This is a genomic window from Cellulosimicrobium sp. PMB13 (assembly GCF_051294865.1).
Taxonomy (GTDB): Bacteria; Actinomycetota; Actinomycetes; order Actinomycetales; family Cellulomonadaceae; genus Cellulosimicrobium.
Genome location: NZ_CP145910.1, coordinates 611,452 through 635,887, shown reverse-complemented (window position 1 = coordinate 635,887; position 24,436 = coordinate 611,452). Strand labels below are relative to the sequence as shown.

Genomic DNA, 24,436 nt, shown 5'->3' with positions numbered 1-24,436 from the left:
TAGGATGACGACCGGGCGGTAGGTCGACCTCCGCCGCACACGGTTCGATCCGGCCACCGAGCGCGCAGCACGGCGTGCGGTGGCCGCTCCTCTCGCACGACGGCGTGCGAGGGATCCCGCTCGACGGCGAGACGAGGAGGATCAGGCGCGGGGCGTGATGCCCTGACCAGCAAGGACCCAGATCGATCATCCCTCGAAGGAGAGACGATGAGCACGTCCCAGATGACACGTCGCAGCCTCATCAAGGCGCTCGCGGCGTCGACCGTGGCCGTCGGCCTCGGTGCCGCCGCCGCCCCCGCGGCGAGCGCGGCGACACCCACCGCCGGCCCCCTCGCGGCAGCGGGCAACGGGCGCCTGCTGCCCCCCGGCAAGATCGGCATCCAGCTCTACTCGATCCGCGACAAGGTCTCGAGCCTGGGCTTCCGCGCGGTGTTCGAGCAGCTCGCGGACATCGGGTACTCCGAGATCGAGTTCGCGGGCTACAACCAGGGCCAGGTCGGGCCCATCACGCCGGAGGAGATCCGCCAGCTCCTCGACGACAACGGGCTCAGCGCCGTCGGTTCGCACGTGGGCCTCAACGCGCTGCGCAACGACCTCCCGCGCCAGCTCGAGATCGCGAACATCCTCGGGATGCCGCACGTGGGCACGGCCAACGCGCCGACGAACGTCAACACCGTCGACGGCTACCGCGCGGCGGCCGACGAGTTCAACGCGTGGGGCGAGCAGGCGCGCGCGGCGGGGCTCAAGCTCTACCAGCACAACCACGCGGGCGAGTTCGCGTTCGCGACGGACCAGCCGGACGTGCGCCTCTACGACGTCTTCTTCGACAACACGGACCCGCGGACGGTGTTCCTCGAGATGGACGTCTACTGGGCGTTCGTCGGCCAGTACCGCTTCCCGGGCTTCGAGCCGATCGACTACGTGCGGAACAACCCGCACCGGTACCCGCTCCTGCACCTGAAGGACGGCGCACGCAACGCCGCGAACCCCAACGGCTTCGACATCATCGAGTTCGACGCCGGCGACCTGCCGTACCGCGAGTTCCTCCGGGCCACGAAGGCCCGCGGGACCCGCTACGGCATCTGGGAGCAGGACAACGCCCCCACGACGGCGGTCCCGCCGAACCCGGTCGACTCGCTCGGCAACGCGGAGCGCAGCTACGGGGCGCTGCTCGGCCTGCGCGGCTGACGTCCCGCACCGACCGGTCCGGCCGGCCCGGTCCCCTCGATCCCCGCAACGCCCTGGAAGCAGGGCGTTGCGGGGATCGCTGCGTGCTGGGGAGGGGCTCGCCAATAAACAACGATCACCTTGCAACTTTTGATTGACACCTGACAGAAGGTCCGTAAGGATGTCGACCGGGTGGTAGGTGTAGGTTCTAGGCTCCCCACGACCGCCCGCTCCGGCACCGGCAGAGGTGCTCGGAGGGCACTTCTCCTGCACGCCGACGTGCGGGAGCTTCGCTCGACGACGAGACGAGGAGGACACGACGCAGGGCGCCCATCCGCGCCCCCCACGAGCAGACACACAGACCGGGCCACCCGATTCCGTCGTTGGCGCGACGGGGGCGACCCGGTCCGGATGACCCCTCACAGGCGACTGAAACCTCACAGGAGTGGCATCACATGAAGGATATCCGCAGGCGGTCACGCCTGAGCAGAGGGATGACGGCCGCTCTCGCCGCCGGCGCCCTCGCGCTGACAGGCGTCGGCCTGGCGGTCGCTCCCGCGACCGCGCACGACGGTGTCGACCACGGGGCAGAGCCCGGTGCCGACGCCGCGCTCGACTGGTCCAACTACGAGAAGGTGCTGCTGACGAAGAACGTCGGCGAACCCCTCGACATGGCGATCCTGCCGGACTCGCGCGTGCTGCACACCGCGCGCAACGGCGACATCCGGCTCACCGACCCGGCGACGGGCACCACGCGCACGATCACCCAGGTCCCCGTCTACGCGAACTCCGAGGACGGGCTCCAGGGCATCGCCCTCGACCCTGCGTTCGAGGAGAACGGCTGGGTCTACCTCGTCTACGCGCCGATCGACGCCGACGGCGACGGGCAGCCGGACACCCCCACGGGCAACGCCCCCAACTCCCTGCCCGCCGGCGCCGACGAGAGCTACTGGGACCAGTGGGTCGGCGTCAACCGCCTCTCGCGCTTCCAGTGGACCGACGACGCGCTCGACCTGTCGAGCGAGCAGGTCATCCTCGACGTCGAGGTCCAGCGCGGTCAGTGCTGCCACGTCGGGGCCGACATCGACTTCGACGGCGAGGGCAACCTCTACCTCACGACGGGCGACAACACGCCGGCGAGCACGCCCGGCGCCAACGGCTTCGCGCCCAACAACGACGCGCCGGGGATGAACCCGGGCTTCGACTCGCGCCGCGGCGCGGGGAACACCAACGACCTGCGCGGCAAGATCCTCCGGATCCACGTCGAGGAGGACGGGACGTACACGATCCCCGAGGGCAACCTGTTCGCCCCGGGCACCGAGAACACCCGGCCCGAGATCTTCATCATGGGCGTGCGGAACCCGTTCCGGTTCGAGGTCGATCCCGAGACGAACTCGATCTCCTGGGGCGACTACGGGCCGGACGCGACGAAGGCTGTCGCCGACGCGAACGACCGCGGCCCGATGGGCTACGTCGAGTGGAACGTCGCGAGCCTCGACGACCCGCACAACGCGGGCTGGCCGTACATGACGGGCGACAACTTCGCCTACAACGACTGGGACTTCGAGACCTCGACCCCGGGCGAGTTCTTCGACCCGGAGAACCTCCAGAACACGTCCCGCTGGAACACGGGTCTCGTCGACCTCCCGGCGCCGCGCCCCGCGACGCTGTACTACGGCGACGAGCCGGGCGACCAGCCGTGGGACGAGCTCGTGAGCTTCGGGACGAGCAACGGCCAGGCGCCGATGGGCGGCCCGGTCTACCACTACGACGCCGAGAACCCCTCGACGACCAAGCTCCCCGAGTACTGGGACGGCAAGGCGTTCATGGGCGAGTTCTCGCAGGACTACATCGCGGCGATCACCGTCGACTGGTCGACGTTCGACGTCACGCACATCGAGGACTTCCTGCCGAACTCGGCCCTGACGAGCGCCGCCCAGCCGATCCACGACAACCCGATGGACATCGAGATCGGTCCGGACGGCTCGATGTACGTGCTCGACTACGGCGACGGCTTCTTCCGCGCCAACCCCGACGCGGGCCTGTACCGCATCGACTACGTCGAGGGGAACAAGTCCCCGCAGGCGCGGTTCACCGCCACGCCGAGCTCGTCGTCCGAGGCTCCGCTCGAGGTCACGTTCGACGCCTCGACGTCGTCCGACCCCGACGGCGACGCGCTCACCTACGAGTGGGACGTCGACGGCGACGGCACGTACGACTACACGGGCGCGCAGGCGACGCACACCTACACCGAGATCGGCGCCTACACGGCACGGCTCCGGGCGACGGACGACGGCGGCCGGCGTGGCCTCACCTCGCGCGTCATCTCGGTCGGCAACCAGGCGCCCGAGGTCACGGTCGAGTACCCGGGCAACGGCTCGTTCTTCGACTGGGGCAACGCGATCCCCTACCGGGTCACGACGACCGACGCGGAGGACGACGCCTCCGTCGAGGCGCCGGAGCCGCACCTCACCGCGGACTCCCCGATCAGCGCGTGGCTCGCCGACCAGATCGGTCACGACGTCCTCGTCGAGAGCCTCGGGATCGACGCCGAGACGCTCGGTGAGATCAGCGGGTACAGCCTCAACGAGCTCGTCGCGATCTCCGGCGGTGCCCTCACGGCGGAGATGGTGCAGGGCGTCATCACGGCCTACGCGGCCGCGTTCGAGGAGGCGCCGAGCGGCGGCGGCACCGTGTGCTCGCGCGTCGCGTGGACGTACGGCCTCGGCCACGACGAGCACGCCCACCCGGAGAACACGGGCACGGGCTGCACGGGCGCGTGGCAGACCGACCCGAACTCGCCCGAGCACGGGCCGGGCGCCCAGCTCTACGGCGCGGTCGTCGTCACGTACACGGACGCCGGTCACAACGGGCTGCCCCCGGCGCAGGGCGAGGCGACCGTCCGCCTGAACCCGAAGCTCCAGCAGCCGGAGCACGCGGCGCAGCGTCAGGGCGTCGTCGTGTACGCCGACGAGACGGCGTCGGGCGGCACGGCCGTCCGCGGCCTCGGCTCGGGCGGCGACTTCCTGCGGTTCGACCCGGTGAACTTCGCCGGGATCGACGGGGCGGTCGTCCGGGCGAACGGCGCCGGCCAGGTCCAGCTGCGCTGGGGCGCCGCCGACGCGGAGCCCTTCGCGACGGCGACGGTCCCGGGCGGCGCGGGCTGGCAGGACGTCGAGATCACGTTCGACGCCCCCGAGGGCAGCGGTCAGCTCTTCGTCACCTCGGCCGACGACCTCGCGCTCGACGCCGTCACGATGGTCGGAGCCGGCGTCGCCGACGTCACGGCCCCGACCGTGGTCCACACCCTCGCGCCGGCCGAGCCGACGGGCGTGGGCGGGGTCTTCAACGAGCCGGTCACGTTCTCGGTCGGTGCCACCGACGACGGGGCGCTCCGGAGCGTGGAGTACTCGAGTGACGCCGGGGCGACGTGGCAGGCGCTCTCGTCGCGCCAGCAGTACTCCGTCGCGTTCTCGGAGGATGGCACGTACGACCTGCAGTACCGGGCGACCGACACCGGGGGCAACGTCTCCGAGCTCGGGAGCGCCTCGTTCACGATCGACCTCGACGCGCCGGACGAGCCGACCGTCGAGTCGTCGACGACCGTCACGCTCGACAAGCCACGCGTCACGTTCGGCGCCCCGGGCGAGGCGGTCGTGACGGTGACGGGTGAGGGCGGGACCCCCACGGGCGACGTCGTGCTCACCGCCGGCGACACCGAGATCGGCCGCGGGAGCCTCGCCGAGGGCACCGCGACGATCGCGATCGACCCCTCGCTCGCCGTCGGGACGCACGTCGTCAAGGCCACGTACCAGGCGGACGGCACGTTCAAGGCGTCGTCGGCCGGGGCACGGCTCACCGTCGCCCAGGCGCGGTCGACCCTGACCGGCTCGGTCATGCCGAACCCGGTCAAGCCGGCGGTCGCCGCCAAGGCGACGCTGCACGTCGAGCCGTCGACCGGCGTCGTCGCCACGGGCGACGTCGTCCTGACCATCACGAAGAACAACGTCACCGTCGCGACCCGTACCGGGACGCTCGACGCGGCCGGCGACGTCGTCGTGACGCTGCCCCGGCTCGGGGAGACCGGCACCTACCAGGTGCAGGCCCAGTACGCCGGCTCCGCCGGCGTCGCGAAGAGCTCGGCGACGTTCAACCTCACGGTCCGCAGCTGACCGTCCGCCGGTGGCCCGGGCCTCGAGCCCGGGCCACCGGCCCACCGGACGTCCCCGGGCCGGTCCCGGGACGGCTCACCTCGAAGGAGAGACATGAGTTCACAGCACCACCACCACCCGACGGTCCCGGCCAAGCCGATGAGCCGTCGCAACCTGCTCAAGGCGCTCGCCGCGTCGTCGGTCGCCGTGGGGGCAGGCGCGCTCCTCGGCCCGACGGCGGCCAGCGCGCTCGGCGGCGCAGGCCTGGCCGCGGCGCCCGCCCCCTCGGGCGGACGCGGCCGCCTGGTCCCGGTCAACCGCATCGGCATCCAGCTCTACACCGTCCGCGACAAGGTCAGCTCGCTCGGCTTCCGCCAGGTGTTCGAGGAGCTCGCGGACATCGGCTACTCCGAGATCGAGTTCGCCGGGTACACGCAGGGCAGCGTCGGCGCGATCACCGTGCAGGAGATCCGCCAGCTCCTCGACGACAACGGCCTGCGCGCCGCGGGAGCCCACGTCAACCTCAACCTCAACAACATCGACGCCGAGATCGAGAAGGCGCTCGTGCTCGGCATGCCGCACCTCGGACAGGGCGGCCCGATCGCGGGCGGCTACGGCGGCCCGGTGCCGAAGGACGCGTGGCTCCAGGCGACCGACGTGTGGAACCAGATGGGCGAGAAGGCGCGGGCCGCGGGGCTGAAGCTGTACTCCCACAACCACGCACAGGAGTTCAACTTCACGAGCGACGACCCGAGCACGCGCGTCTACGACCTGCTGTGGGAGAACCTCGACCGCGACCTCGTCTTCTTCGAGATGGACGTCTACTGGGCGTACGTGGGCCGGCACCTGTACCCGGGGTTCGAGCCGATCGAGTACGTCAAGGCCGACCCGCGCCGCTTCCCGATCCTGCACCTCAAGGACGGCAAGGCCAACGAGGCGAGCACCAACGGCTACGACATCATCGAGTTCGGTGCCGGGAACATCCCGTACGCCGCCTTCCTCTCGGAGCTGCGCGACCGCGGCCAGCGCTTCGGCATGTACGAGCAGGACAACGCCGCGACCGTGGCGGAGCCCGGCAACGCGCTCAACTCCCTGGGCAACGCCCGGCGCAGCTACGGCGAGATCTCCTCGCTCCGCGGCTGACGCGACCGACCACACGCTCTTTCGAAGGAGAAGCACGCATGACATGGAAGTGGAAGGTCCCGTCCGCCGCGCTGCTCGCGCTGGCGACGGCCACGGTGGTCGCCCCGGCGGCGCACGCCGCGGACGTCGAGTGCACGGGCGACCTCGGTGACCAGACGATCAGCGGGGACCTCGTGGTCCCCGGCGGCGTCGACTGCGTCCTGGGCGGCGCGACCGTAGAGGGCGACGTCGTCGTCGACCCCGACGGCTGGCTCGACGCGACGTCCGTGACGGTCGGGGGCGACGTCGTCGCGACCGACGCGTACGGCGTCTCGCTCGACGGCACGAGCGTCGGGGGCGACGTGAGCGCCTACTCGGCGGACACGCGGGTCGGGTTCCTGTACCTCAACGACCTCACCGTCGGCGGCGACGTCGCGGCCGGGGGCGTCGACGTCGAGATCAACGACTCGACGATCTCCGGGACGCTGCTCACGCAGGAGGCGAGCTACGTCGACCTGCTCCGCACGTCGGTGCACGGCGACGCGACGCTCGACGGCTCGGCGTACGGCGTGTCCGTCGCCGGTGCGGTCGTCGGTGGCTCGCTCACGGTGAGCAACGGTCAGCGCGACCTGCTGGTCGGGGCGACCTCGGACGGTGCTGCCGACGAGTGGGGCAACGCGGTCGCGGGCGATCTCGTGCTCACGGACAACTCCGGCAACCTCCAGGTGGCCGGCACGGCCGTGCAGGGCACGATCCGCACGTCGGGCAACGACCCCGCGGCGGCGTTCGGTCCCGGAAACACCGCGGGCGGCATCGACGGCGACCACTCGGGAGAGGTTCCCGGACCGGCGCCCGAGGGCGACCAGGCCGTGGCCGTCACCGTCCCGGCGCAGTCGGGCGGCGAGCTCACGTGGCAGCTCGAGGGCTCGTCCAGCCTCGTCGACCTCGGTGTCGCCACCGAGGAGCTGAACTACTACCAGGCGACGGGCCAGCTCGTCCCGGTGCGCGTGCAGGACACGCGTGCCGGCGACCCGGAGTGGTCGATCACCGGCCAGGTGTCCGACTTCGTCGCGGGCGGGCAGACCGTGGACGGGAAGTACCTCGGCTGGACGCCGGGCGTGCTCGAGAACGGGGGCGACGCCGTCGGCGGCGACCACGTGGCGTCCGGGTTCGAGGAGGGCGAGGGCCTCGCGCAGGCGCGGACCCTCGCGCACGCCGAGGAGGGGCACGCGCGCGGATCGTCGCTCGTGGGCGCCGAGCTCGACCTCAAGCTGCCGCTGGACACCCCGCGCGGCACGTACACCGCGACGATCACGCTCACCGCGCTGGGCTGATCCGCACCCCGGGTGCCCGGCAGCACCCGGGGTGGACGCCCCGCCCCTCGGGCCGAGAGGAGCGGGGCACGGTCGGCCGCCACGAGCGCCGTGGCGGCCGGCCACGCCGCCGTCCACCGGCGGCCACCGTCTCCACGAGGCCTCCCACCTCGCGCTCCACCGACGAAGGACCGAGCACCATGACCCACCGACGGACCCGTCCGACCGCCCCCGTGAGGCGACGCCTCCGGCGGGCCCTCGCCGTGCTCGCTGCTCCTGTCCTGATGCTCGCGCCGCTCGTCGCGCCCGCGGCCGTCGCCTCGGCAGACGTCGGGCCGGCGCCCGAGGAGTCCTCGACCACCGTCCAGTGGGGCTTCCGGCCCGCCGACACCGCGCAGGGCACTGACCGTCCCAACTTCGCGTACTCGCTCGCGCCGGGCGGCTCTGTCCAGGACGCCGTCGTGGTGACGAACCACGGCGACGAGCCGCTCGCCCTCGGGGTCTACGCGGCCGACGGCTTCCTCACCGACGACGGCACCCTGGACCTCCTCCCGACCGGCGAGGAGTCGACGGTGCTCGGGTCGTGGATCGTGCTCGCCCAGCCGGAGATCGAGGTGCCGCCACAGGAGAGCGTCGAGGTCCCCTTCACGCTGACCGTCCCTGACGACGCGACGCCCGGCGACTACGCGGCAGGCGTGGTGTCGTCCCTGGTCGTCGCCGCAGACGACGGCGTGACGACCGACCGGCGGCTCGGATCCCGCGTCCACCTGCGGGTCCAGGGCGAGCTCGCCCCTGCGCTCGCCGTCGAGGACGTGCGCCTGGAGTACGACGGCACCCTCAACCCGTTCGCGGCCGGGACCGCGACCATGAGCTTCACGGTGCGCAACGAGGGCAACACGCGGGTCGCTCCCGCGACGTCCGTGCGCGTGACCGGCCCGTTCGGCCTCGCGGGAGGCGGCGCCACCGTGGACGTGCCCGAGCTCCTGCCCGGCTCGTCGGTCGAGCGCACGGTCGTGGTCGACGGCGTGCGGCCGCTCGTGCGACTCGACGGGACGCTCACCGTCGGCGGCGAGGTCGTGCCCGTGCCGGGCACCGTCCCCGATCCCGAGGTCGTCGTGCCCGGCGTCACCGCCTCCGCGAGCGCCTGGGCCGTCCCGTGGGCCGCCCTGGGGTTGGTCGTGGTCGTCGTGACGCTCGTGGTGTGGCGGGTCCGGGCGCGGCGCCGGGCGAGGGCCGCGCAGCAGCGCGCGGTCGACGCCGCGGTCGCCGCCGCCCTCGCCGAGCGCGAGGCCGCCGGCGTCACCGCGGGTGACGGCGACCCGCGCCCCGGCGCCTGAGCCCGCTTCGGACGAGCGCGCTCAGACGAGCCGCCGCCGCCGCGCGACCAGCAGGCCCGCGCCGCCGAGCGCGAGAGCCACGCCCACGGCGAGGAGCGCGACGACCGAACCGCCGGTCGTCGCGAGCTCGTCCTCGGTGGCCGGCGAGCCCTGGTCCGCCGACGCGACGACGTTCCCGACCAGCGTCGCGGAACCCGGCGCGCCGGTGCCCGACGGCGCGGGCGCGCCCTCGGCGTCGTCGGTCCCGACGGGCGTCGTGCCCTCGGGCAGCTCCTGCGCCGGGACGTCGACGGGGGTCTCGCCGCCCTCCGGTGTCGACGGCGTCCCGTTCTCGGGGACCTCGACGGGCGGCACGGGGACGGTCGGCTCGTCCGTCCCGGGCTCGGTGGGGGTCTCGGGCTCCGCCGGGGTCTCGGGGGAGACGGGAGTCTCCGGGGTCTCGGGGACGCCCGGGGTGAGCGGCGTCGTCGTGCAGAGGGGGGCCTGGCCGCCCTCGCCGTAGTGCTCGTCGAAGCCGTCGACCTGGACCCAGGTCACGCAGTAGCCCTCGGGGAAGGCCTGAGCTGCCTGGTAGAAGTCGAAGGTGCTGCTGCCGATGTAGACGCGGCCGGGGTGGCCGACGTTCGGGTCGAAGTGCAGGCCGAGCCCCGTCTCGCCGGTCCCGTCGAGCGCCGTGACCCGGTAGTTCACGTGGTTGCTCTCGCGGAAGACCGTGCCCGCCGGCAGGGTCACGCCGGCGGCCGTGACGGTGTACGGCGTCGGGGCGTCGGAACCGCCCGCGACGGCGGTGGCGGCCGGTCCCGCGAGGACGAGGGCCGTGGCCGTGGCGGTCGTGAGGGCTGTCGTGACGAGGGTCGCCGGAGCGAGACGCATGGACGCGGGCCTTTCGGACGTTCGAGGCAGGGGGCGGGCCCAACGTACGGTCCTGGACGCTCGTCCAGGACCGTGGGTACGCTCCCACGTCGCATCGCGCCTGGTCACGGCGTTGCGCTGTGCCGCGTTGTGAGGGGAATCACACAGGAAATTCACCCGTCGCACCGCCGCCGCGGGTGGCCTGCGACGCCGCGTCGAGGGGCGTGCCGCGCCGGCCTCAGACGGCTGAGCCGTCGCGCGCCGGGCGCTGCTCCGCGACCGGACGGACGGCCCCGGCGACGGCGAGGCTCAGCACGGTGGCCGCGCAGAGGACGAGCAGCGCGTGGCGCGCGCCGATGCCGTCGACGAGCAGCCCCAGCAGGGGCGGCGCGGTGAGCATCGCGACGGTGGAGAACGACGTCGCGACGGCGACCCGCGGGCCGGCGTGCGCCGGGTCGTCGGACGCGGCGGCGATCGCGACGGGGTTCGCGAGGGCGGCGCCGCACCCCCAGAGCACGATCCCGACCCAGGCGAGCGGGAGGTTCGGTGCGAGGCCGAACGCGAGGAGTCCCACGAGCGCCGACGCCCCGGAGGCGCGCAGCACCGTGACGCGGCCGAACCGGTCGATGAGCCCGGTCCCCGCGAGACGGAACACCGTCATCGCCCCCACGAACGTGCCGTACGCGACCGCGCCGAGCGCCTCGCGCACCTCGAACCCGTCGACGACGGCGATCGACAGCCAGTTCCCGGCCGACCCCTCCGACAGCGACGACGCGAGGAGCACGAGCCCGATGAGCAGCGTGCGCGGTTCGCGCCAGGCGGAGAGCGCCGCACGCATGCCGGCCCCGCGGCGAGGCGACGCCGTCCCGCCTGTGTGCTCCGGCGCGAGCGCCGTCGCCGGGCGGATCAGCGCGGCGCGCGCGAGGGCGACGGCGATGCTCACGACGACGAGCTGGGCGGTGATCCCGACGTGCGCCCAGGAGAATCCGGCGGCGACGAGCGCGCCGCACGCCGCGCCGATGGAGAACGCGGCGTGGAAGTGGGGGAGGATCGCCCGGCCGACGTGCTGCTCGACGGACGCCGCGCAGATGTTGATGGGGACGTTGGTCAGGGCGCCGCACGCGCCGTTGACGAACGCACCCACCGCGAAGAGCCCGACGCTCCCCGTCCCCGTGCCGGCCGCGACGAGCGAGAACCCGACGACGTTGCCCGCCGTCGCGACGACGAGCGTGGCGCGGCTGCCGAACCGCGCGACGACCGCCCCCGTCACGACCACCGCGGAGAGCGTGCCCAGACCGCCCACGACGAGGAGCGCCCCGAGCTGCCCGGAGCTCAGGCTGAGCGCCTCACGCACCGACGGGAGGCGGCTCATCCATGACGTGCCGACGACCCCGAAGAGCGCGAACTGCACCATGAGCGCCCAGCGCGCACGGGCAACGACGGCGGCGTCGGCGGCGTCGGCGGCGTGGGGTAGGGCGTTCCCGGAAACCGTTGGGAGTCTTGACACTTGCCGCAGTCTACGGAGCGTCACGCTGCCGAACCCCGGGTTGCGCGCTCCTGAATCCCTTCAGCGACGCACAACCCGGGGTTCGGCGGGGGTGGTGACGCACAACCCGGGGTTCGGCGGCCGGCCCGCGGTGGCGACCGGGGCGTCAGAGGCGGACGGTGCCCGCGACGACGGTGACGCAGTCGCCGCCCACCCAGACCGTTCCCGCCTCGTCGCGCTCGACGCGCACCCGGCCCGCACGGCCGAGGGCAGCGCCCTGTGCGGCGACGTACCGGTCCGGCAGGCGCCCATCGCGCGTCAGCCACTGCCCGACGACCGCGTTGAGCGACCCGGTCACCGGGTCCTCGGGGATGCCCATCGAGAGGGCGAACCCGCGCACCTCGGCGGCTGCGCCGTCGGGCCCGGACGCGCCGTCCGGACCGGGGCCGTAGAGCCCGACGACGCCCACGGACAGGTCCGGGTGCTCCACCCGGAGGGCTGTGAAGTCGGGCGCGAGCGCCGCGACGCGCTCCGCCGAGTCGAGCAGCACGACGCGCCAGCCGGGCCCGTTGTCGAGGAGGCGGTGGTCCACGACGGCGTCGTCGGGGACGCCGAGCGCCGCGACGATCGCGCCGAGCTCGGCGTCCTGGACCGGAGCGTCGGTGAGAAGGTCCGGCGCGGCGAAGGCGAGGAGGTCGGAGCCGGCGTTTCCGTCGGTGTGCCCGGTGCGCTCCGGCGTCGGATCGCCTGGCGTGGCCCGGCGGATCGTCACGAGGCCCACGCCGCACTCCTGCACGACGGCGCCGCTCGCCCGGGGGGTGCCGCCCGCCTCGAGCCAGGCGTGGCACGAGCCGAGCGTCGGGTGTCCGGCGAACGGCAGCTCGCCGGCGGGGGTGAAGATCCGCAGCCGGTAGTCCGCGCCGTCCGCGGCGCCCTCCGCGCTGGGCGGCAGGACGAACGTCGTCTCCGAGAGGTTGGTCCACCGCGCGAAGGCGGCCATCTCCTCGTCGCTCAGCCCGTCGCCGTCGAGCACGACGGCCACCGGGTTGCCGCGGGTGGGGACGGCCGTGAAGACGTCGACCTGCGCGAACGGTCGCGACGGGCTGACGTCGCCGTGGCGTGCACTCATGCGGGCGAGCCTACGCGCGGCGACCGGCGGGTGACTTTTGTCGATCGTTTGACAGAAGTTGTCGACAGGACGCCTGAACCGGGGTTACATTGTCCAGCGTTGTCATCGACGGTGAGCCAACGCTGGTCCCCGTCGGTCCGGTCGGCCTCACGAGGAGCGAAGATGCTCGTACGCACGTCACCCCCACCACCTCGGAACGGCGTCGCCAGACGACGGCGCGGCATCGCCGCCCTCGCCCTCGGCGCCGTCGCCGTGACCGGTCTTGCCGCTCCCTCGGGAGCCGCGGACCTGCCCGAGCAGGAGCCCGGCGTCACGCTGCGGACCTTCCAGCTCGCCCAGAACCCCGGGGCCGTGTGCACCCTCAAGTCCGGCCAGACGCCGAACGTCGACAAGCTCATGCCGACGATCGACTGGTCCACCGCCGAGCAGTTCGGCGCGGAGGACAACTTCATCTCCCAGGTGACCGCCAACCTGACGGTCCCCGCCGACGGGCAGTACCAGTTCCGCGTCACGAACGACGACGGCGCGCTCGTCTACGTCGACGGGCAGCTCGTCGTCGAGAACGACGGCCCGAACGACTCGACCTCCGTCGAAGGTTCCGCGACCCTCACGGCGGGCGTGCACGACCTGCGGGTCGACTACTACGAGGGCAGCGACAAGCAGCGCCTCACGCTGGCCTGGAAGACGCCGGGCAGCACGGAGTTCGTGACGGTCCCCACGTCGGCGCTGAGCACCGAGGCGGGCGTCGTGCGCGTCACCGCGCCCGGTTACAAGTACTGCGAGGGCGCGACCGACACCGCCGGTGACGGCCTGCGCCTCGACTCGGTGAACCCGAACTACGACCTCGTCGACCTGCGCCCCGAGGGCTTCGAGCCCAAGGTCTCGGGTCTCGCCTTCACGCCGGACGAGAAGCTCGCCGTCGTGACGACCGGCGAGGTGAGCTCCGGGGGCTGGCGCCCCGACCCGACGTCGGGCGAGGTGTACTTCCTCGACGGCGTCGTCGGTGCCGACGGGCCGGAGGACGTCACGGCGACCAAGGTCGCGGACGAGCTGCTCAACCCCATGGGCATCGAGGTCATCGAGGACTCGATCTTCGTCTCGGAGCGCAACCAGCTCACGCAGCTCACCGACCCCGACGGCGACGGCTTCTACGACCTCCACACGAAGATCGCGGAGTGGCCCGACGGCGGCAACTTCCACGAGTTCGCGTTCGGTCTCGTCCACGACGAGGACTACTTCTACGTGAACCTGTCCGTCGCCATCAACAACGGTGGCGCGACGACCAACCCGCAGCCGGCCCAGAACCGCGGCACGTCGATCAAGATCGACCGCGAGACCGGTGAGGTCACCTACGTCGCGGGCGGTCTGCGGACCCCCAACGGCATCGGGTTCGGCCCCGAGGGCGAGCTGTTCGCCACGGACAACCAGGGTGCCTGGCTCCCGTCGAACAAGCTCGTGCACATCCAGCAGGACCGGTTCTTCAACCACTTCACGAACCCGGCCGGGCCGTTCGACTCCAACCCCGTGACGCCGCCCGCCGTGTGGCTCCCGCAGAACGAGATCGCCAACTCCCCGGGCAACCCGATCCTCGTCCAGGAGGGTGAGTTCGCCGGTCAGATGCTGCTCGGCGACGTCACCTACGGCGGCATCCAGCGCGCGTTCCTCGAGAGGGTCGACGGCGAGTTCCAGGGCGCGGTCTTCCGCCACACCGCGGGCCTCGAGGTCGGCGTCAACCGCGTCATCACCGGGCCCGACGGCGCGCTGTACGTCGGCGGCACCGGCGAGGGCGGCAACTGGGGCGAGTCCGGCAAGCTGCGGTTCGGCCTCCAGAAGCTCGTCCCGGTGAACGAGGACTCCTTCGACATGAAGGAGATGCGCGTCGTCGAGGGCGGCTTCCAGATCGAGTACACCGACCCCGTCTCCGACGAGGTCGTCGCGAAGCTCGCCGACGCCTACCAGGTCAAGCAGTGGCGCTACGTGCCGACGCAGCAGTACGGCGGCCCGAAGGTCGACGAGGAGCCCCTCTTCGTCACCGACGCGACCGTGTCCGAGGACCGCACGACCGTCACGCTGGCGATCGACGGCCTCAAGCCCGGCCACGTCGTCTACCTGCGCTCGCCGCGCCCGTTCGCGTCCGCGAGCGGTGCCGAGCTCCTCAGCACCGAGGCGTGGTACACGCTCAACTCGCTGCCCGGTTACGTCGCCCCGGCGGACCGCGGCTGGTACGAGGCGGAGCTCGCGCAGCCGCTCGGCGGGTCGAGCATCGGTTCGGACCACAGCAACTACTCCGGCTCCGGCTTCGCGGCCGGCATGACGAGCGTCGGCTCGGGCCGCACCTTCGCCGTGACCGTCCCCGAGGCGGGCACCTACCCGGTGAACGTCCGGTTCGCCAACGGCATCCACCCCTACACCGAGCTGCGCTCCAAGAACGTGTCGCTGCACGTGAACGGCCAGGACCTCGGCCAGTGGAACTTCCCCACCACCGGAAGCTGGAAGGACTGGGGCGTGCAGACGCGCGACCTCGAGCTCCAGGCCGGTGCGAACACCATCACGCTGAAGTACGAGACCGGCGACGAGGGCAACATCAACCTCGACGTGCTGTCGCTCGGCGAGAACCCGGACATCTGCACGCCGGGCGAGGTCGAGGACGGCTACACCGCGATCTACGACGGCACCCTCGCGAGCCTCCAGGAAGGCTGGCGCATGGCCGGTCCGGGCGGCTTCGGCCGCCAGGAGGACTGCTCGATCCGTGGCGCGGGCGGCATGGGCCTGCTCTGGTACGACCAGGAGCTCGGTGACAGCTACAGCCTGAAGCTCGACTGGAAGCTCACGAAGGACGACAACGGCGGCGTGTTCGTCGGGTTCCCGAACCCGGGCGACGACCCGTGGGTGGCCGTCAACAAGGGCTACGAGATCCAGGTCGACGCGACCGACGCCCCCGACCGCACCACGGGCGCCGTCTACACCTTCCAGGGTGCCGACCCGGAGGCCGTCGAGGCCGCGCTCAAGCCGGTCGGCCAGTGGAACGCGTACGACATCCGCGTCGAGGGGGACCGCATCCGCATCTACCTCAACGACGTGCTCGTCAACGACTTCACGAGCACCGACCCGGCACGGCTGGTCAACAGCTTCGTGGGGATCCAGAACCACGGGAACGGCGAGATGGTCGGCTACCGGAACATCCGGTTCAAGGCGCTGACCGACGAGCCGGCCGAGGACCTCACGATCTCGACGACGGCCCAGACCCGCTGCCTCGCGGGCAAGGTCTACGTGGCCGTCCGTGCCACGAACGACGACACGGTGCCGGCAGACATCACGCTGACGACGCCGTTCGGGACGAAGACGGTGACCGGCGTCCAGCCGGGCGCGTCGGCGTACCAGTCGTTCGCGACGCGCGCGTCGTCGGTCGAGGCCGGCACGGCGCAGGTGTCCGCGACCGGTGACGGCCGCACGGCCCAGCACGACGTCGCGTACGACGCGGCGAGCTGCGGCTGACGCACCACCCCGGGGCCTCGCGCCCGGCGACACGCCGGGCGCGAGGCCCCGCCGTCCGCAGGTGCCAGGGCCGGTGCTGGTGAGCGGTGCAGAAGCCGCACGTGACGGGAGCGCAGTCCGACGACGCTCCCGTCACGACGTACGCTGCACGGGCTGTCGCTGTGCACGAGGAGGAACCCATGCTCGAACGGCTCGGCCGTGCCGTGGCCCGACGACGCGGGCTCGTCCTCGCGCTGTGGGCGGTGCTGCTCGTGGCCGGGGCCGTGCTGGGCGGGGCGGTCTTCGACCGCACCCAACCGATCGCCGACGCTCCGGTCGGCAGCGAGTCGGCGCTCGCGGACGCCTGGCTCACCGAGGTCACGACACCGGCCGGCGAGGAGCCCGAGGGCGAGCTCGTCAGCGCGGTGATCAGCGGCCGAGACTTCTTCGACCCGGCGCTCGTCGAGAGCGCGACCGCCGTCATGGCCGAGCTCCGCGCGATCCCCGGGGTCGTGGACGTCTACGACGCCTACACGGCCGGCGGGCTCATGAGCGACGACGGGCAGAGCTCGCTCGTCACCGTCGAGCTCGACCCCGCGCTGGACGACGAGGAGGCGCTGGCCGTCGCGGACCAGGTCGCCGCCACCCTCGACACCGTCGACGCACCCGAGGTGCTCGTGGGCGGCGAGCTGCTCGCCGAGCGCGCCTTCGTCGACCGCTCGCTCACCGACGCGGCCGTCGGCGAGAGCATCGCGCTCGCCGTGCTCCTCGTCGTGCTCGTCGTCGTGCTGGGCGGGCTGCGCGTCGGTGCCCTGCCGGTCCTCGCGGCCCTCGCGACGATCGCCGTCGCGCTGCTCGTGCTGTCGGGGCTGCTCGGCGTGGTCCCCGTGAACGAGTTCGCGGTGAACGTCGTGACGCTCCTCGGCCTCGGCCTCGCGGTCGACTACGCGCTCCTCGTCGTCGCGCGGTTCCGCGAGGAGCGCGCGCTCACGCCCGACGCGGCGGTCGAGGACCTCGTCGGCCGGTCCGTGGCCACGGCCGGGCGGGCCGTGCTCGTCTCCGGGGTCGCCGTCGGCATCGCGCTCACCGGCCTGCTGCTGCTCGGCGACCCGCTGCTGTCCGGCATGGCCGTCGGCGGCGCGGTCGTGGTGCTCGTCGCGACCGTCGCCGGGCTCACGCTCGTGCCGGCGCTCGTCGCGACGTGGCACCGGCACGTCCCCGCGACCGGTGTCCGCACGTGGTCCCGGCCGTGGGGCCGCCGCGCGGGAACGGCCGCCGGCACCGGGGCTGCCGCCGGGACCGGGGCCACCCGGGGCGACCGGACAGGCGGGGGTGACCGGACCGCCGGGGGCGAGCACCCGACGTCGGGCCGGGCGGGGCTGCTGGGGCGCCTCGCGGGCTTCGCGCAGCGGCACGCGGTGCTCGTGACCCTCGGTGCGACCGCCGCGCTGCTCGTGCTGGCCGCGCCGCTCGGCTCGCTCACGCTCGGCAGCTCGGAGGTGCGGTCGCTGCCCGCCGACGCCGAGGAGCGCCGCGCGTACGAGGCGCTCACCACGGACTTCTCCGACCTCGGCGTCGAGCCGGTCACCGTGATCCTCGGCGCGCCGGTCGACGACCCGCGGGTCCCCGACTTCCTCGACGAGGCCGCCGCGCTGCCCGGCGTCGCCGACGCGGGCCTCAACCTCGACGCCGTCGACCCCGACGTCACCGTCGCCGAGCTCACGCCCGCCGGCGACGCGACCGGTGCCGAGGCGCAGCAGATCGTGCGCGACGTGCGCGAGCTGCGGGACGCCCGGTTCGGCGTCGGCGACGCGCAGAGCCTCGCCGTGCAGGTGACCGGGCCTGCGGCAGACGTCGTCGACACGCAGGCGCAGCTCGTGCAGCGCCTGCCGCTCGCGCTCGGCGTCGTCGTCCTCGCGACGTTCCTCCTCCTGCTCGCTCTCACGCGGTCGGTCGTCGTCCCGGTCAAGGCGCTGCTGCTCAACGGGCTGACCATCGCCGCGACGCTCGGTGCGCTCACCGCGATCTTCGGGTGGGGCTGGGGCGAGGGCGTGCTCGGCTTCGACTCCTGGGGCGCGCTCGACGTCACGACGCCGCTGCTGCTGTGCCTGCTCGTCTTCGGCCTGTCGATGGACTACGAGGTCTTCCTCCTCGCGCGCATCACCGAGGAGTGGCGACGCCGCGACCCCGCCGAGGACCCGCGGGTCGCGAACGACCGCGCCGTCCTGCGCGGGATCACCGCGACCGGTCCCGTCGTGACGACGGCCGCCGTCGCGATCACCATCGTGTTCCTGGGGTTCGCGATCGGCGACGTCGTCGCGATGAAGGAGGTCGGCGTCGGGATGGCGATCGCCGTGGTGCTGGACGTGACCGTCGTGCGCGGGCTGCTCCTGCCCGCGACGATGACGCTGCTGGGGCGGTGGAATTGGTGGCCTGGGCGCGCGGGTTCGTCCGGCGGCGCCGGGGTTGTTTCCGGGTCCGGGGTTGCGTCCGGTGACGATGCCCGGGTTGCGTCCGCTGACGATGCTGGGGTTGCGTCCGCCGGCGTCTCCGCGGGGGCGGGGCGGGTCTACCATCCGCGCGCTCGTTCCTCGCGCGCTCCCGCCAGACCCGCCACGACCCGCCCCACCCCCGCGGAGACGCCGGCTCCCGGAGCGGCGTCACCTTCCGGGTCGTCGCCGAGGTAGTACCCCGGTCGGTCGACGTCGTCACCCGGTCGGTCGACGTCGTCACCCGGCCGCGGCCGAGGCCGTAGCCCGGTCGGCGGAGGGAGGACCCCGGTCGGGGCCGACCGGGGTCCTCGCCTCGTGGTGGACGCGTCAGACGTCGCGCAGGACCTCGGTGACGAAGCGGGCCGATCGTTCGCGCAGGCCCTGGATGCGCAGCTCGATGAAGAGGTCGCGCATCTCCTGGTCGTCGCCCATCTCGGTCCGGGTCGGGGTGCGGCGGACGTTCGCGGAGCAGAGGAACTCGGTGCAGATGAGCGTGCCGACCGTGTTGCCCCGGCGGCCGGCGGCGCCGGTGCGCCGCGCGACGTAGAGGCTCACGTCCTCGGTGACGACGACGTCCTCGCACCACGCGCACACGGCGCGCTTGCGGGGGCCGCCGGTCTTCGCGTCGGACGAGCGCAGCAGGATGCCGGTGGGCTCGCCGGCGAGCGGGACGACGGCGTACGACGCGAGCGGCGCCTTGCGGTCGCGCCACCCGAGGTAGTCGAGACGCTCCCAGTCGAGGGTGTCGAGGTCGGGGAGCGTCGCCTGCGCGGCCTCGCGCTTCGAGGCGTTGACGAAGGACGAGCGGATCTGCTTCTCGGTCAGGGGGTTCATGGGTTCACGGCTTCCGGTGCGGTCGGGTACCGCCGGCGGTCGGGACGGCTCGGGCGGCCGCGCACGGTGGTGCACGGTGCACGACGGCGATCCAGGCCCGGGCGACAGAGAGGTCGCCCGGCGGCGGCGTGGGCAAGGAGAGCCCGACGTCAGGACCGGCCGAGGGAGCAGGGAGCGCTCAGCGGCGGACGGGAGACGTACGGGTCGACGCGCCGCCCGAGCAGGCCGACGCGGCCACCTCGCAGCCTGCGGTGACGCCGTGCATCCGCTGTCTCCTCGTACCCGTGTCCGTTCCGGCGCGAGCCGTTCTCGGCCCGCGAGGCCGGTCTTCGATGGTTGACCGACCCAACCATGGTGCCCCAACGATCGCGGCGAGTCCACCTACCGTCCCGCCGAACCCCGGTTTATGGGCCACAAACGTCGAGATCTGCCGCACAACCCAGGGTTCGGCGGAGGGGTCGTGGAACCGTCAGCCGGCCGCGGCGTCTCCGAGCTGCACGACGACGATCCGGTGCCCGTCGGGGTCCTCGACGTGCGCGAACCGGTCGCCCGTCTCGTCGTCGCTCCCCGGGCCGACGGTGGGCTCCACCTCGATCGCCGCGAGCCGCGCGAGCGCCGCGTCGAGGTCGTCGACGTACAGCACGAGGTTCGGGAGGCCGAAGCGCACGAGCGGGGTCGCGCCGTCGGGCAGGGGGACGAGCCACAGGCCGGGCTCGTCGACCCGGCCCGGACCGACGTGGAGCAGGGGGAAGCCTTCGGTCTCGCCCCGGAACAGCGTCTCGAAGCCGAACCCGCCCGCCCAGAACGCGGCGCTCGTGTCGAGGTCCTGGCACAGCAGGACGGTGCGGCCGATCGTCGTCGTCATGCCGGGGAGCCTAGCGGCGGCGCACTGCGCTGGTGCGCGTGCTTGGCTGGGACGACCGGCATACCGTGGGACGACGCCGGTCCCGGTACCGTGGAGCGCTACCTGGAGTGACCGGATGTTCGTCGCCGGACGCTCCACGAGACCTCAGAAGGAGTCACCGACATGACCACGAGCAGCGAGCAGGCGGCCCGCAGCCCTCTCCCGACCGGCACCGAGGGCCGCGACATCCCGGGCCACGCCGGTGCGTTCGCGCGTTTCGTCGTCTCGCTCGTCCTGTTCGTGGGCGGCATCGTCCTCATGGGTGCGGGGATGTCCCGCCCCGACGACGGGGTGTGGCTGTTCGTCGGCGGCATCGCCGCGTGCACCATCGCGTTCATGTGGCCGATGACGTTCACGGGCAACACCGAGCGCTGACGTCGCGCACCCTCGCCGAGGTAGAACCGCAGGTCGCGAGGTAGAAGCCCAGGGGCTCTATCTCGCGACCTGCAGTTCTACCTCGCGGTCTGCTTACTGCTGCGCGGACCGTGCCAGCGTCGCGCGGACCGCCTTCGCCGCCTCGACCAGGTGCTCGAGCGACGGGACCGTCTCCTCGTAGCGGCGCGTCTTGAGCCCGCAGTCGGGGTTGACCCACACGACCCGCGGGTCGATCGCCTTCACCGCGAGCTCGAGCAGCTCGGTGACCTCCTCGGTCCCCGGCACGCGCGGGCTGTGGATGTCGTAGACGCCCGGCCCGATGCCGCGCGCGTACCCGGCGTCGCGCAGCTCCGGCACGATCTCCATGCGCGAGCGCGCCGCTTCGACCGACGTCACGTCGGCGTCGAGGCCGTCGATCGCCCCGATGACCTCACCGAACTCCGAGTAGCACAGGTGCGTGTGGATCTGCGTCGCCGCCTCCACCCCGGAGGTCGCGAGCCGGAACGACCCCACGGACCAGTCGAGGTACGCCGGCTGGTCCGCTCTCCGCAGGGGGAGGAGCTCGCGCAGCGCGGGCTCGTCGACCTGCACGATCCCGATGCCCGCGGCCTCGAGGTCTGCGATCTCGTCGCGCAGCGCGAGCCCCACCTGGTTCGCGGTGTCGCCGAGCGGCTGGTCGTCGCGCACGAACGACCACGCGAGGATCGTCACCGGCCCGGTGAGCATGCCCTTGACCGGCTTGTCGGTGAGCGACGCGGTGTACGCGGACCACTCGACCGTGATCGGTGCCGGGCGCTGCACGTCGCCCCACAGCAGCGGCGGGCGCACGCAGCGCGACCCGTAGGACTGCACCCAGCCGTTCGCGGTGACGGCGAACCCGTCGAGGTGCTCCGCGAAGTACTGGACCATGTCGTTGCGCTCCGGCTCGCCGTGCACGAGCACGTCGAGTCCCAGCTCCTCCTGGAGCGCGACGACGCGCGCGATCTCGTCGCGCATCGCCGCCGTGTAGTCGGCGTCCGACAGCTCGCCCTTCGTCCACAGCGCACGGGCGCGGCGGATCTCCGGGGTCTGCGGGAACGACCCGATGGTCGTCGTCGGCAGGGGCGGCAGGTCGAGGCGCTCCTGCTGCGCGGCCGCACGCTCCGCGTACGGGCCACGGGCGAAGTCCGCGTCGGTCAGGGCGGCAGCGCGCTCTCGGACGGCGGGCACGACGACGCCGCTCGCCTCGGCCCGCGACGCGACGGCCGCGCTCGACGCGGCGAGGGCGTCGGCCACCGCCTCACGACCCTCGGTGAGAGCACGGGCGAGCGTCGCGACCTCCCCGACCTTCTGGTCGGCGAACGCGAGCCACTCGCGCAGGCGCGGGTCGAGCACCGTACCGGGCGTCTCCGGCCCGCCGTACACCTCGTCCTCGACGTCGTGCGGCACGTGCAGCAGCGACGTCGACGTCCCGACGGCGAGAACGCCGGCGCCGAGACGACCGGCGGCGTCGAGCAGGTCCAGCTTCGCCGCGAGGTCGGCGCGCCACACGTTGTGTCCGTCGATCACGCCGGCGACGAGCGTCTTCGTCGAGAGCCCGGGGACCGTCCCGTCCGAGGCGGAGCCCACCGGGAGCGCACCCTTGACGAGGTCGATCGCGATGGCGTCGACGTCCGTGCCCGCGAGAAGGGCGAGCGCGTCACGCGATGCCGCGCCCGCGCCGTCGGACACCGACGCCTGGAGCCCGCCGAACGGTGCCGCGACGAGGATCGCGGGCCGTGCGTCGCCCGCCGAACCCGGGGTTGCGACGCCGTCAGCCGCCCGATCGCCGTGCAACCCGGGGTTCGGCACCGTGCCGGCGGACGGGACCACCGGGAGGTCCGTCGCCAGCGAGCGGTACGCGGACTCGACGGCTGAGGCCAGCTCCGCGAACGGCACGTCGACGTTGTCCGTCACGAGGATCGGCTCGTCGAGCTGGACCCACGGCGCTCCCGCCGCGGCGAGCGCGCGCAGCAGGTCGGCGTAGGCGGCGACGACGTCGTCGAGGCGGTCGAGCGGCGAGTACCCGGCGGGGGCGTCGTCGGCGGCCTTGGACAGCGCGAGGAACGTCACGGGCCCGACGACGACGGGACGCGTCACGACCCCGGCCCCCTTGGCCTCGACGAACTCGCGCACGATGCGGTCGTCGACGAACCGGATCGGGGTGTCCGGGCCGATCTCGGGCACGAGGTAGTGGTAGTTCGTGTCGAACCACTTGGTCATCTCGAGCGGCGCGTCCTCGCCGGCGCCGCGGGCCACGGTGAAGTAGCCCTCCAGGTCGAGACGCCCGTCGGCGTCGGTGAGCCCGGCGAAGCGGGACGGCACGGCACCGAGCGTCGCGACGACGTCGAGCACCTGGTCGTAGAAGGAGAACGAGCCGGGGACGGACGCGTCGTCGGCGCCGAGGCCGAGCTCGACGAGCCGCCGCACGGTCGCGAGCCGCAGCTCGCGCGCCGTCGTCTCGAGCTCGTCCGCGCTCGTGCGCCCGGCCCAGAACGCCTCGACGGCCTTCTTGAGCTCGCGCCGGCGTCCGATGCGCGGGTAGCCGAGCACCGTGCCGGCCGGGAAGTGGGTAGGGGAGGGTAGGGAAGTGTCCATGTCGATACCTCTAGCTGGTCCGGGAGGACCGGTCAGACGGGCTAGCCGTGCGTGGCGGCGCTCGTCGTGGGCAGGGAGGTGCCGGTGACCCACGGCCCGCTGGCCAGGTCCGGGCCGCCCGGGAGGTCGACGCCGGCGCTCGAGTCGCCGCCGTCGGTCCCGCGCGCCCCACCGCCGAGGTGGACACCCTCGAGCAGGTCAAGTGCGGCGTGGTGCTTGTTGAACGTGTACACGTGCAGGCCCGGCGCACCGGCGTCGAGGACGCGCTGCGCGAGGTCGACCGAGTACGCGATCCCGTAGGCGTGCTGCGCCTCCGGGTCGGGCAGGGCGTCGAGCGCGTCCAGCAGGTGCTGGGGAGCGGGGACGCCCGTGAGCTCCTCGACGCGGCGGAGCCGGCGCGGCTCCGTCGTGGGCAGCAGCCCGGCGAGGATGGGGATCGTCACGCCGGCCGCACGGGCCTCGGCGACGAAGTCGGTGTACGACGACGCGTCGTAGAACAGCTGCGTGATCGCGAAGCTCGCACCGGCCTCCTGCTTCTGCAGGAGCCGGTGCACCTCCTGCGAGCGCGTGGTGCCGGCGTCGCGGTTCCCGTCGACGAACGTCGCGACGGCGATCGTCAACGGGCGGGCCGCCCCGCGCAGGGCGAGCGACGGGTTCGCCGCGCAGCGCGACGCCTCGACCTCGCGCAGGAGCGCGACGAGCTCGATGCTCGAACCCACCCCGTCCGGGGCGGGACGCCAGTCGGGCTGGTCCTTGGGCGGGTCGCCCCGCAGCGCGAGGAAGCTCCGCACACCCGCGTCAAGGAAGTCGGTGATGACGTCCTGCACGTGCTCGCGGGACGCGCCCACGCACGTGAGGTGCGCGATCGCGTGCACGGGCGTGCCGTGCAGGAGCCGGCCGATGACGTCGAGCGACGTCTGGCGGTCGGTGCCCGCCGCGCCGTAGGTCACGGACAGGAAGTCGGGCTGCGTCGCGACGAGCCGGCGCGCGGTCTCCCAGAACTTCGGTGCGGCGTCCGGGCGCCGCGGCGGCATGAGCTCGAACGAGATCGTGGGCCGGGCCGTCTCGGCGTGGGCGCGGCGGACGGCGTCCGCGACGCTCACGGCGCGACCTCGCCCGGGTGCTGCGCGGCCGGGTAGGCCGACGTGCGGACGGGAGCGCTCGCCGTCGGGCACGGCGGGCCC

The 24,436-nt window shown here is 73.0% G+C and carries 15 protein-coding genes; 8 read left to right on the top strand and 7 right to left on the bottom strand.

From position 1 onward, the window contains the following. Window positions 1-207: 207 nt before the first annotated feature. From V5D56_RS03030 to V5D56_RS03010, 5 genes are all read left to right on the top strand, one after another. Entirely contained in the window at window positions 208-1,188 is a 981-nt protein-coding gene (locus tag V5D56_RS03030) for a sugar phosphate isomerase/epimerase family protein (protein WP_435737592.1), read from the top strand. Between the two features lie 473 nt (window positions 1,189-1,661). Continuing rightward, a complete protein-coding gene (locus V5D56_RS03025) occupies window positions 1,662-5,339 on the top strand; it encodes a PQQ-dependent sugar dehydrogenase (RefSeq protein WP_435737591.1) in 3,678 nt (1,225 codons plus the stop codon). 93 nt (window positions 5,340-5,432) lie between these two features. After that, entirely contained in the window at window positions 5,433-6,461 is a 1,029-nt protein-coding gene (locus V5D56_RS03020) for a TIM barrel protein (RefSeq protein ID WP_435737590.1), read from the top strand. 38 nt (window positions 6,462-6,499) lie between these two features. After that, entirely contained in the window at window positions 6,500-7,774 is a 1,275-nt protein-coding gene (locus tag V5D56_RS03015) for a hypothetical protein (protein ID WP_435737589.1), read from the top strand. A gap of 179 nt (window positions 7,775-7,953) precedes the next feature. Further along, a complete protein-coding gene (locus V5D56_RS03010) occupies window positions 7,954-9,090 on the top strand; it encodes a WxL protein peptidoglycan domain-containing protein (RefSeq protein ID WP_435737588.1) in 1,137 nt (378 codons plus the stop codon). Between the two features lie 21 nt (window positions 9,091-9,111). On the opposite strand, the gene V5D56_RS03005 is transcribed toward V5D56_RS03010, so the two are convergent. From V5D56_RS03005 to V5D56_RS02995, 3 genes are all read right to left on the bottom strand, one after another. Further along, on the bottom strand, window positions 9,112-9,963 hold the full coding sequence (locus V5D56_RS03005) for an LPXTG cell wall anchor domain-containing protein (protein WP_435737587.1): 852 nt from the start codon (window positions 9,961-9,963) through the stop codon (window positions 9,112-9,114). A gap of 217 nt (window positions 9,964-10,180) precedes the next feature. Continuing rightward, window positions 10,181-11,449, bottom strand: a complete 1,269-nt coding sequence (locus V5D56_RS03000) for an MFS transporter (protein ID WP_435737586.1) — start codon at window positions 11,447-11,449, stop codon at window positions 10,181-10,183. 145 nt (window positions 11,450-11,594) lie between these two features. After that, complete coding sequence (locus tag V5D56_RS02995; protein ID WP_435737585.1) at window positions 11,595-12,557, bottom strand: PhzF family phenazine biosynthesis protein; 963 nt, start codon at window positions 12,555-12,557, stop codon at window positions 11,595-11,597. 162 nt (window positions 12,558-12,719) lie between these two features. On the opposite strand from V5D56_RS02995, the gene V5D56_RS02990 reads away from it, so the two are divergent. Further along, a complete protein-coding gene (locus V5D56_RS02990; RefSeq protein ID WP_435737584.1) occupies window positions 12,720-16,052 on the top strand; it encodes a family 16 glycoside hydrolase in 3,333 nt (1,110 codons plus the stop codon). A 179-nt stretch (window positions 16,053-16,231) separates the two neighbouring features. Beyond that, entirely contained in the window at window positions 16,232-18,718 is a 2,487-nt protein-coding gene (locus V5D56_RS02985) for an MMPL family transporter (protein ID WP_435737583.1), read from the top strand. A 132-nt stretch (window positions 18,719-18,850) separates the two neighbouring features. Here the strand turns inward: V5D56_RS02985 and V5D56_RS02980 are convergent, their stop codons facing one another. Together V5D56_RS02980 and V5D56_RS02975 are read right to left on the bottom strand one after the other, a co-directional pair. After that, entirely contained in the window at window positions 18,851-19,357 is a 507-nt protein-coding gene (locus V5D56_RS02980; protein ID WP_435737582.1) for an FBP domain-containing protein, read from the bottom strand. Between the two features lie 469 nt (window positions 19,358-19,826). Next, on the bottom strand, window positions 19,827-20,222 hold the full coding sequence (locus V5D56_RS02975; RefSeq protein WP_435737581.1) for a VOC family protein: 396 nt from the start codon (window positions 20,220-20,222) through the stop codon (window positions 19,827-19,829). Between the two features lie 162 nt (window positions 20,223-20,384). Here V5D56_RS02975 and V5D56_RS02970 point away from each other — a divergent pair, with 162 nt between their 5' ends. After that, complete coding sequence (locus V5D56_RS02970; protein ID WP_435737580.1) at window positions 20,385-20,636, top strand: hypothetical protein; 252 nt, start codon at window positions 20,385-20,387, stop codon at window positions 20,634-20,636. Between the two features lie 93 nt (window positions 20,637-20,729). Here the strand turns inward: V5D56_RS02970 and metE are convergent, their stop codons facing one another. Next, a complete protein-coding gene (gene metE, locus V5D56_RS02965; protein WP_435737579.1) occupies window positions 20,730-23,252 on the bottom strand; it encodes a 5-methyltetrahydropteroyltriglutamate--homocysteine S-methyltransferase in 2,523 nt (840 codons plus the stop codon). Between the two features lie 41 nt (window positions 23,253-23,293). Further along, window positions 23,294-24,355 carry a methylenetetrahydrofolate reductase gene (locus V5D56_RS02960; protein WP_435737578.1) on the bottom strand — a complete coding sequence of 354 codons (1,062 nt, stop codon included), beginning with the start codon at window positions 24,353-24,355 and terminating at the stop codon, window positions 23,294-23,296. Window positions 24,356-24,436 lie beyond the last annotated feature (81 nt).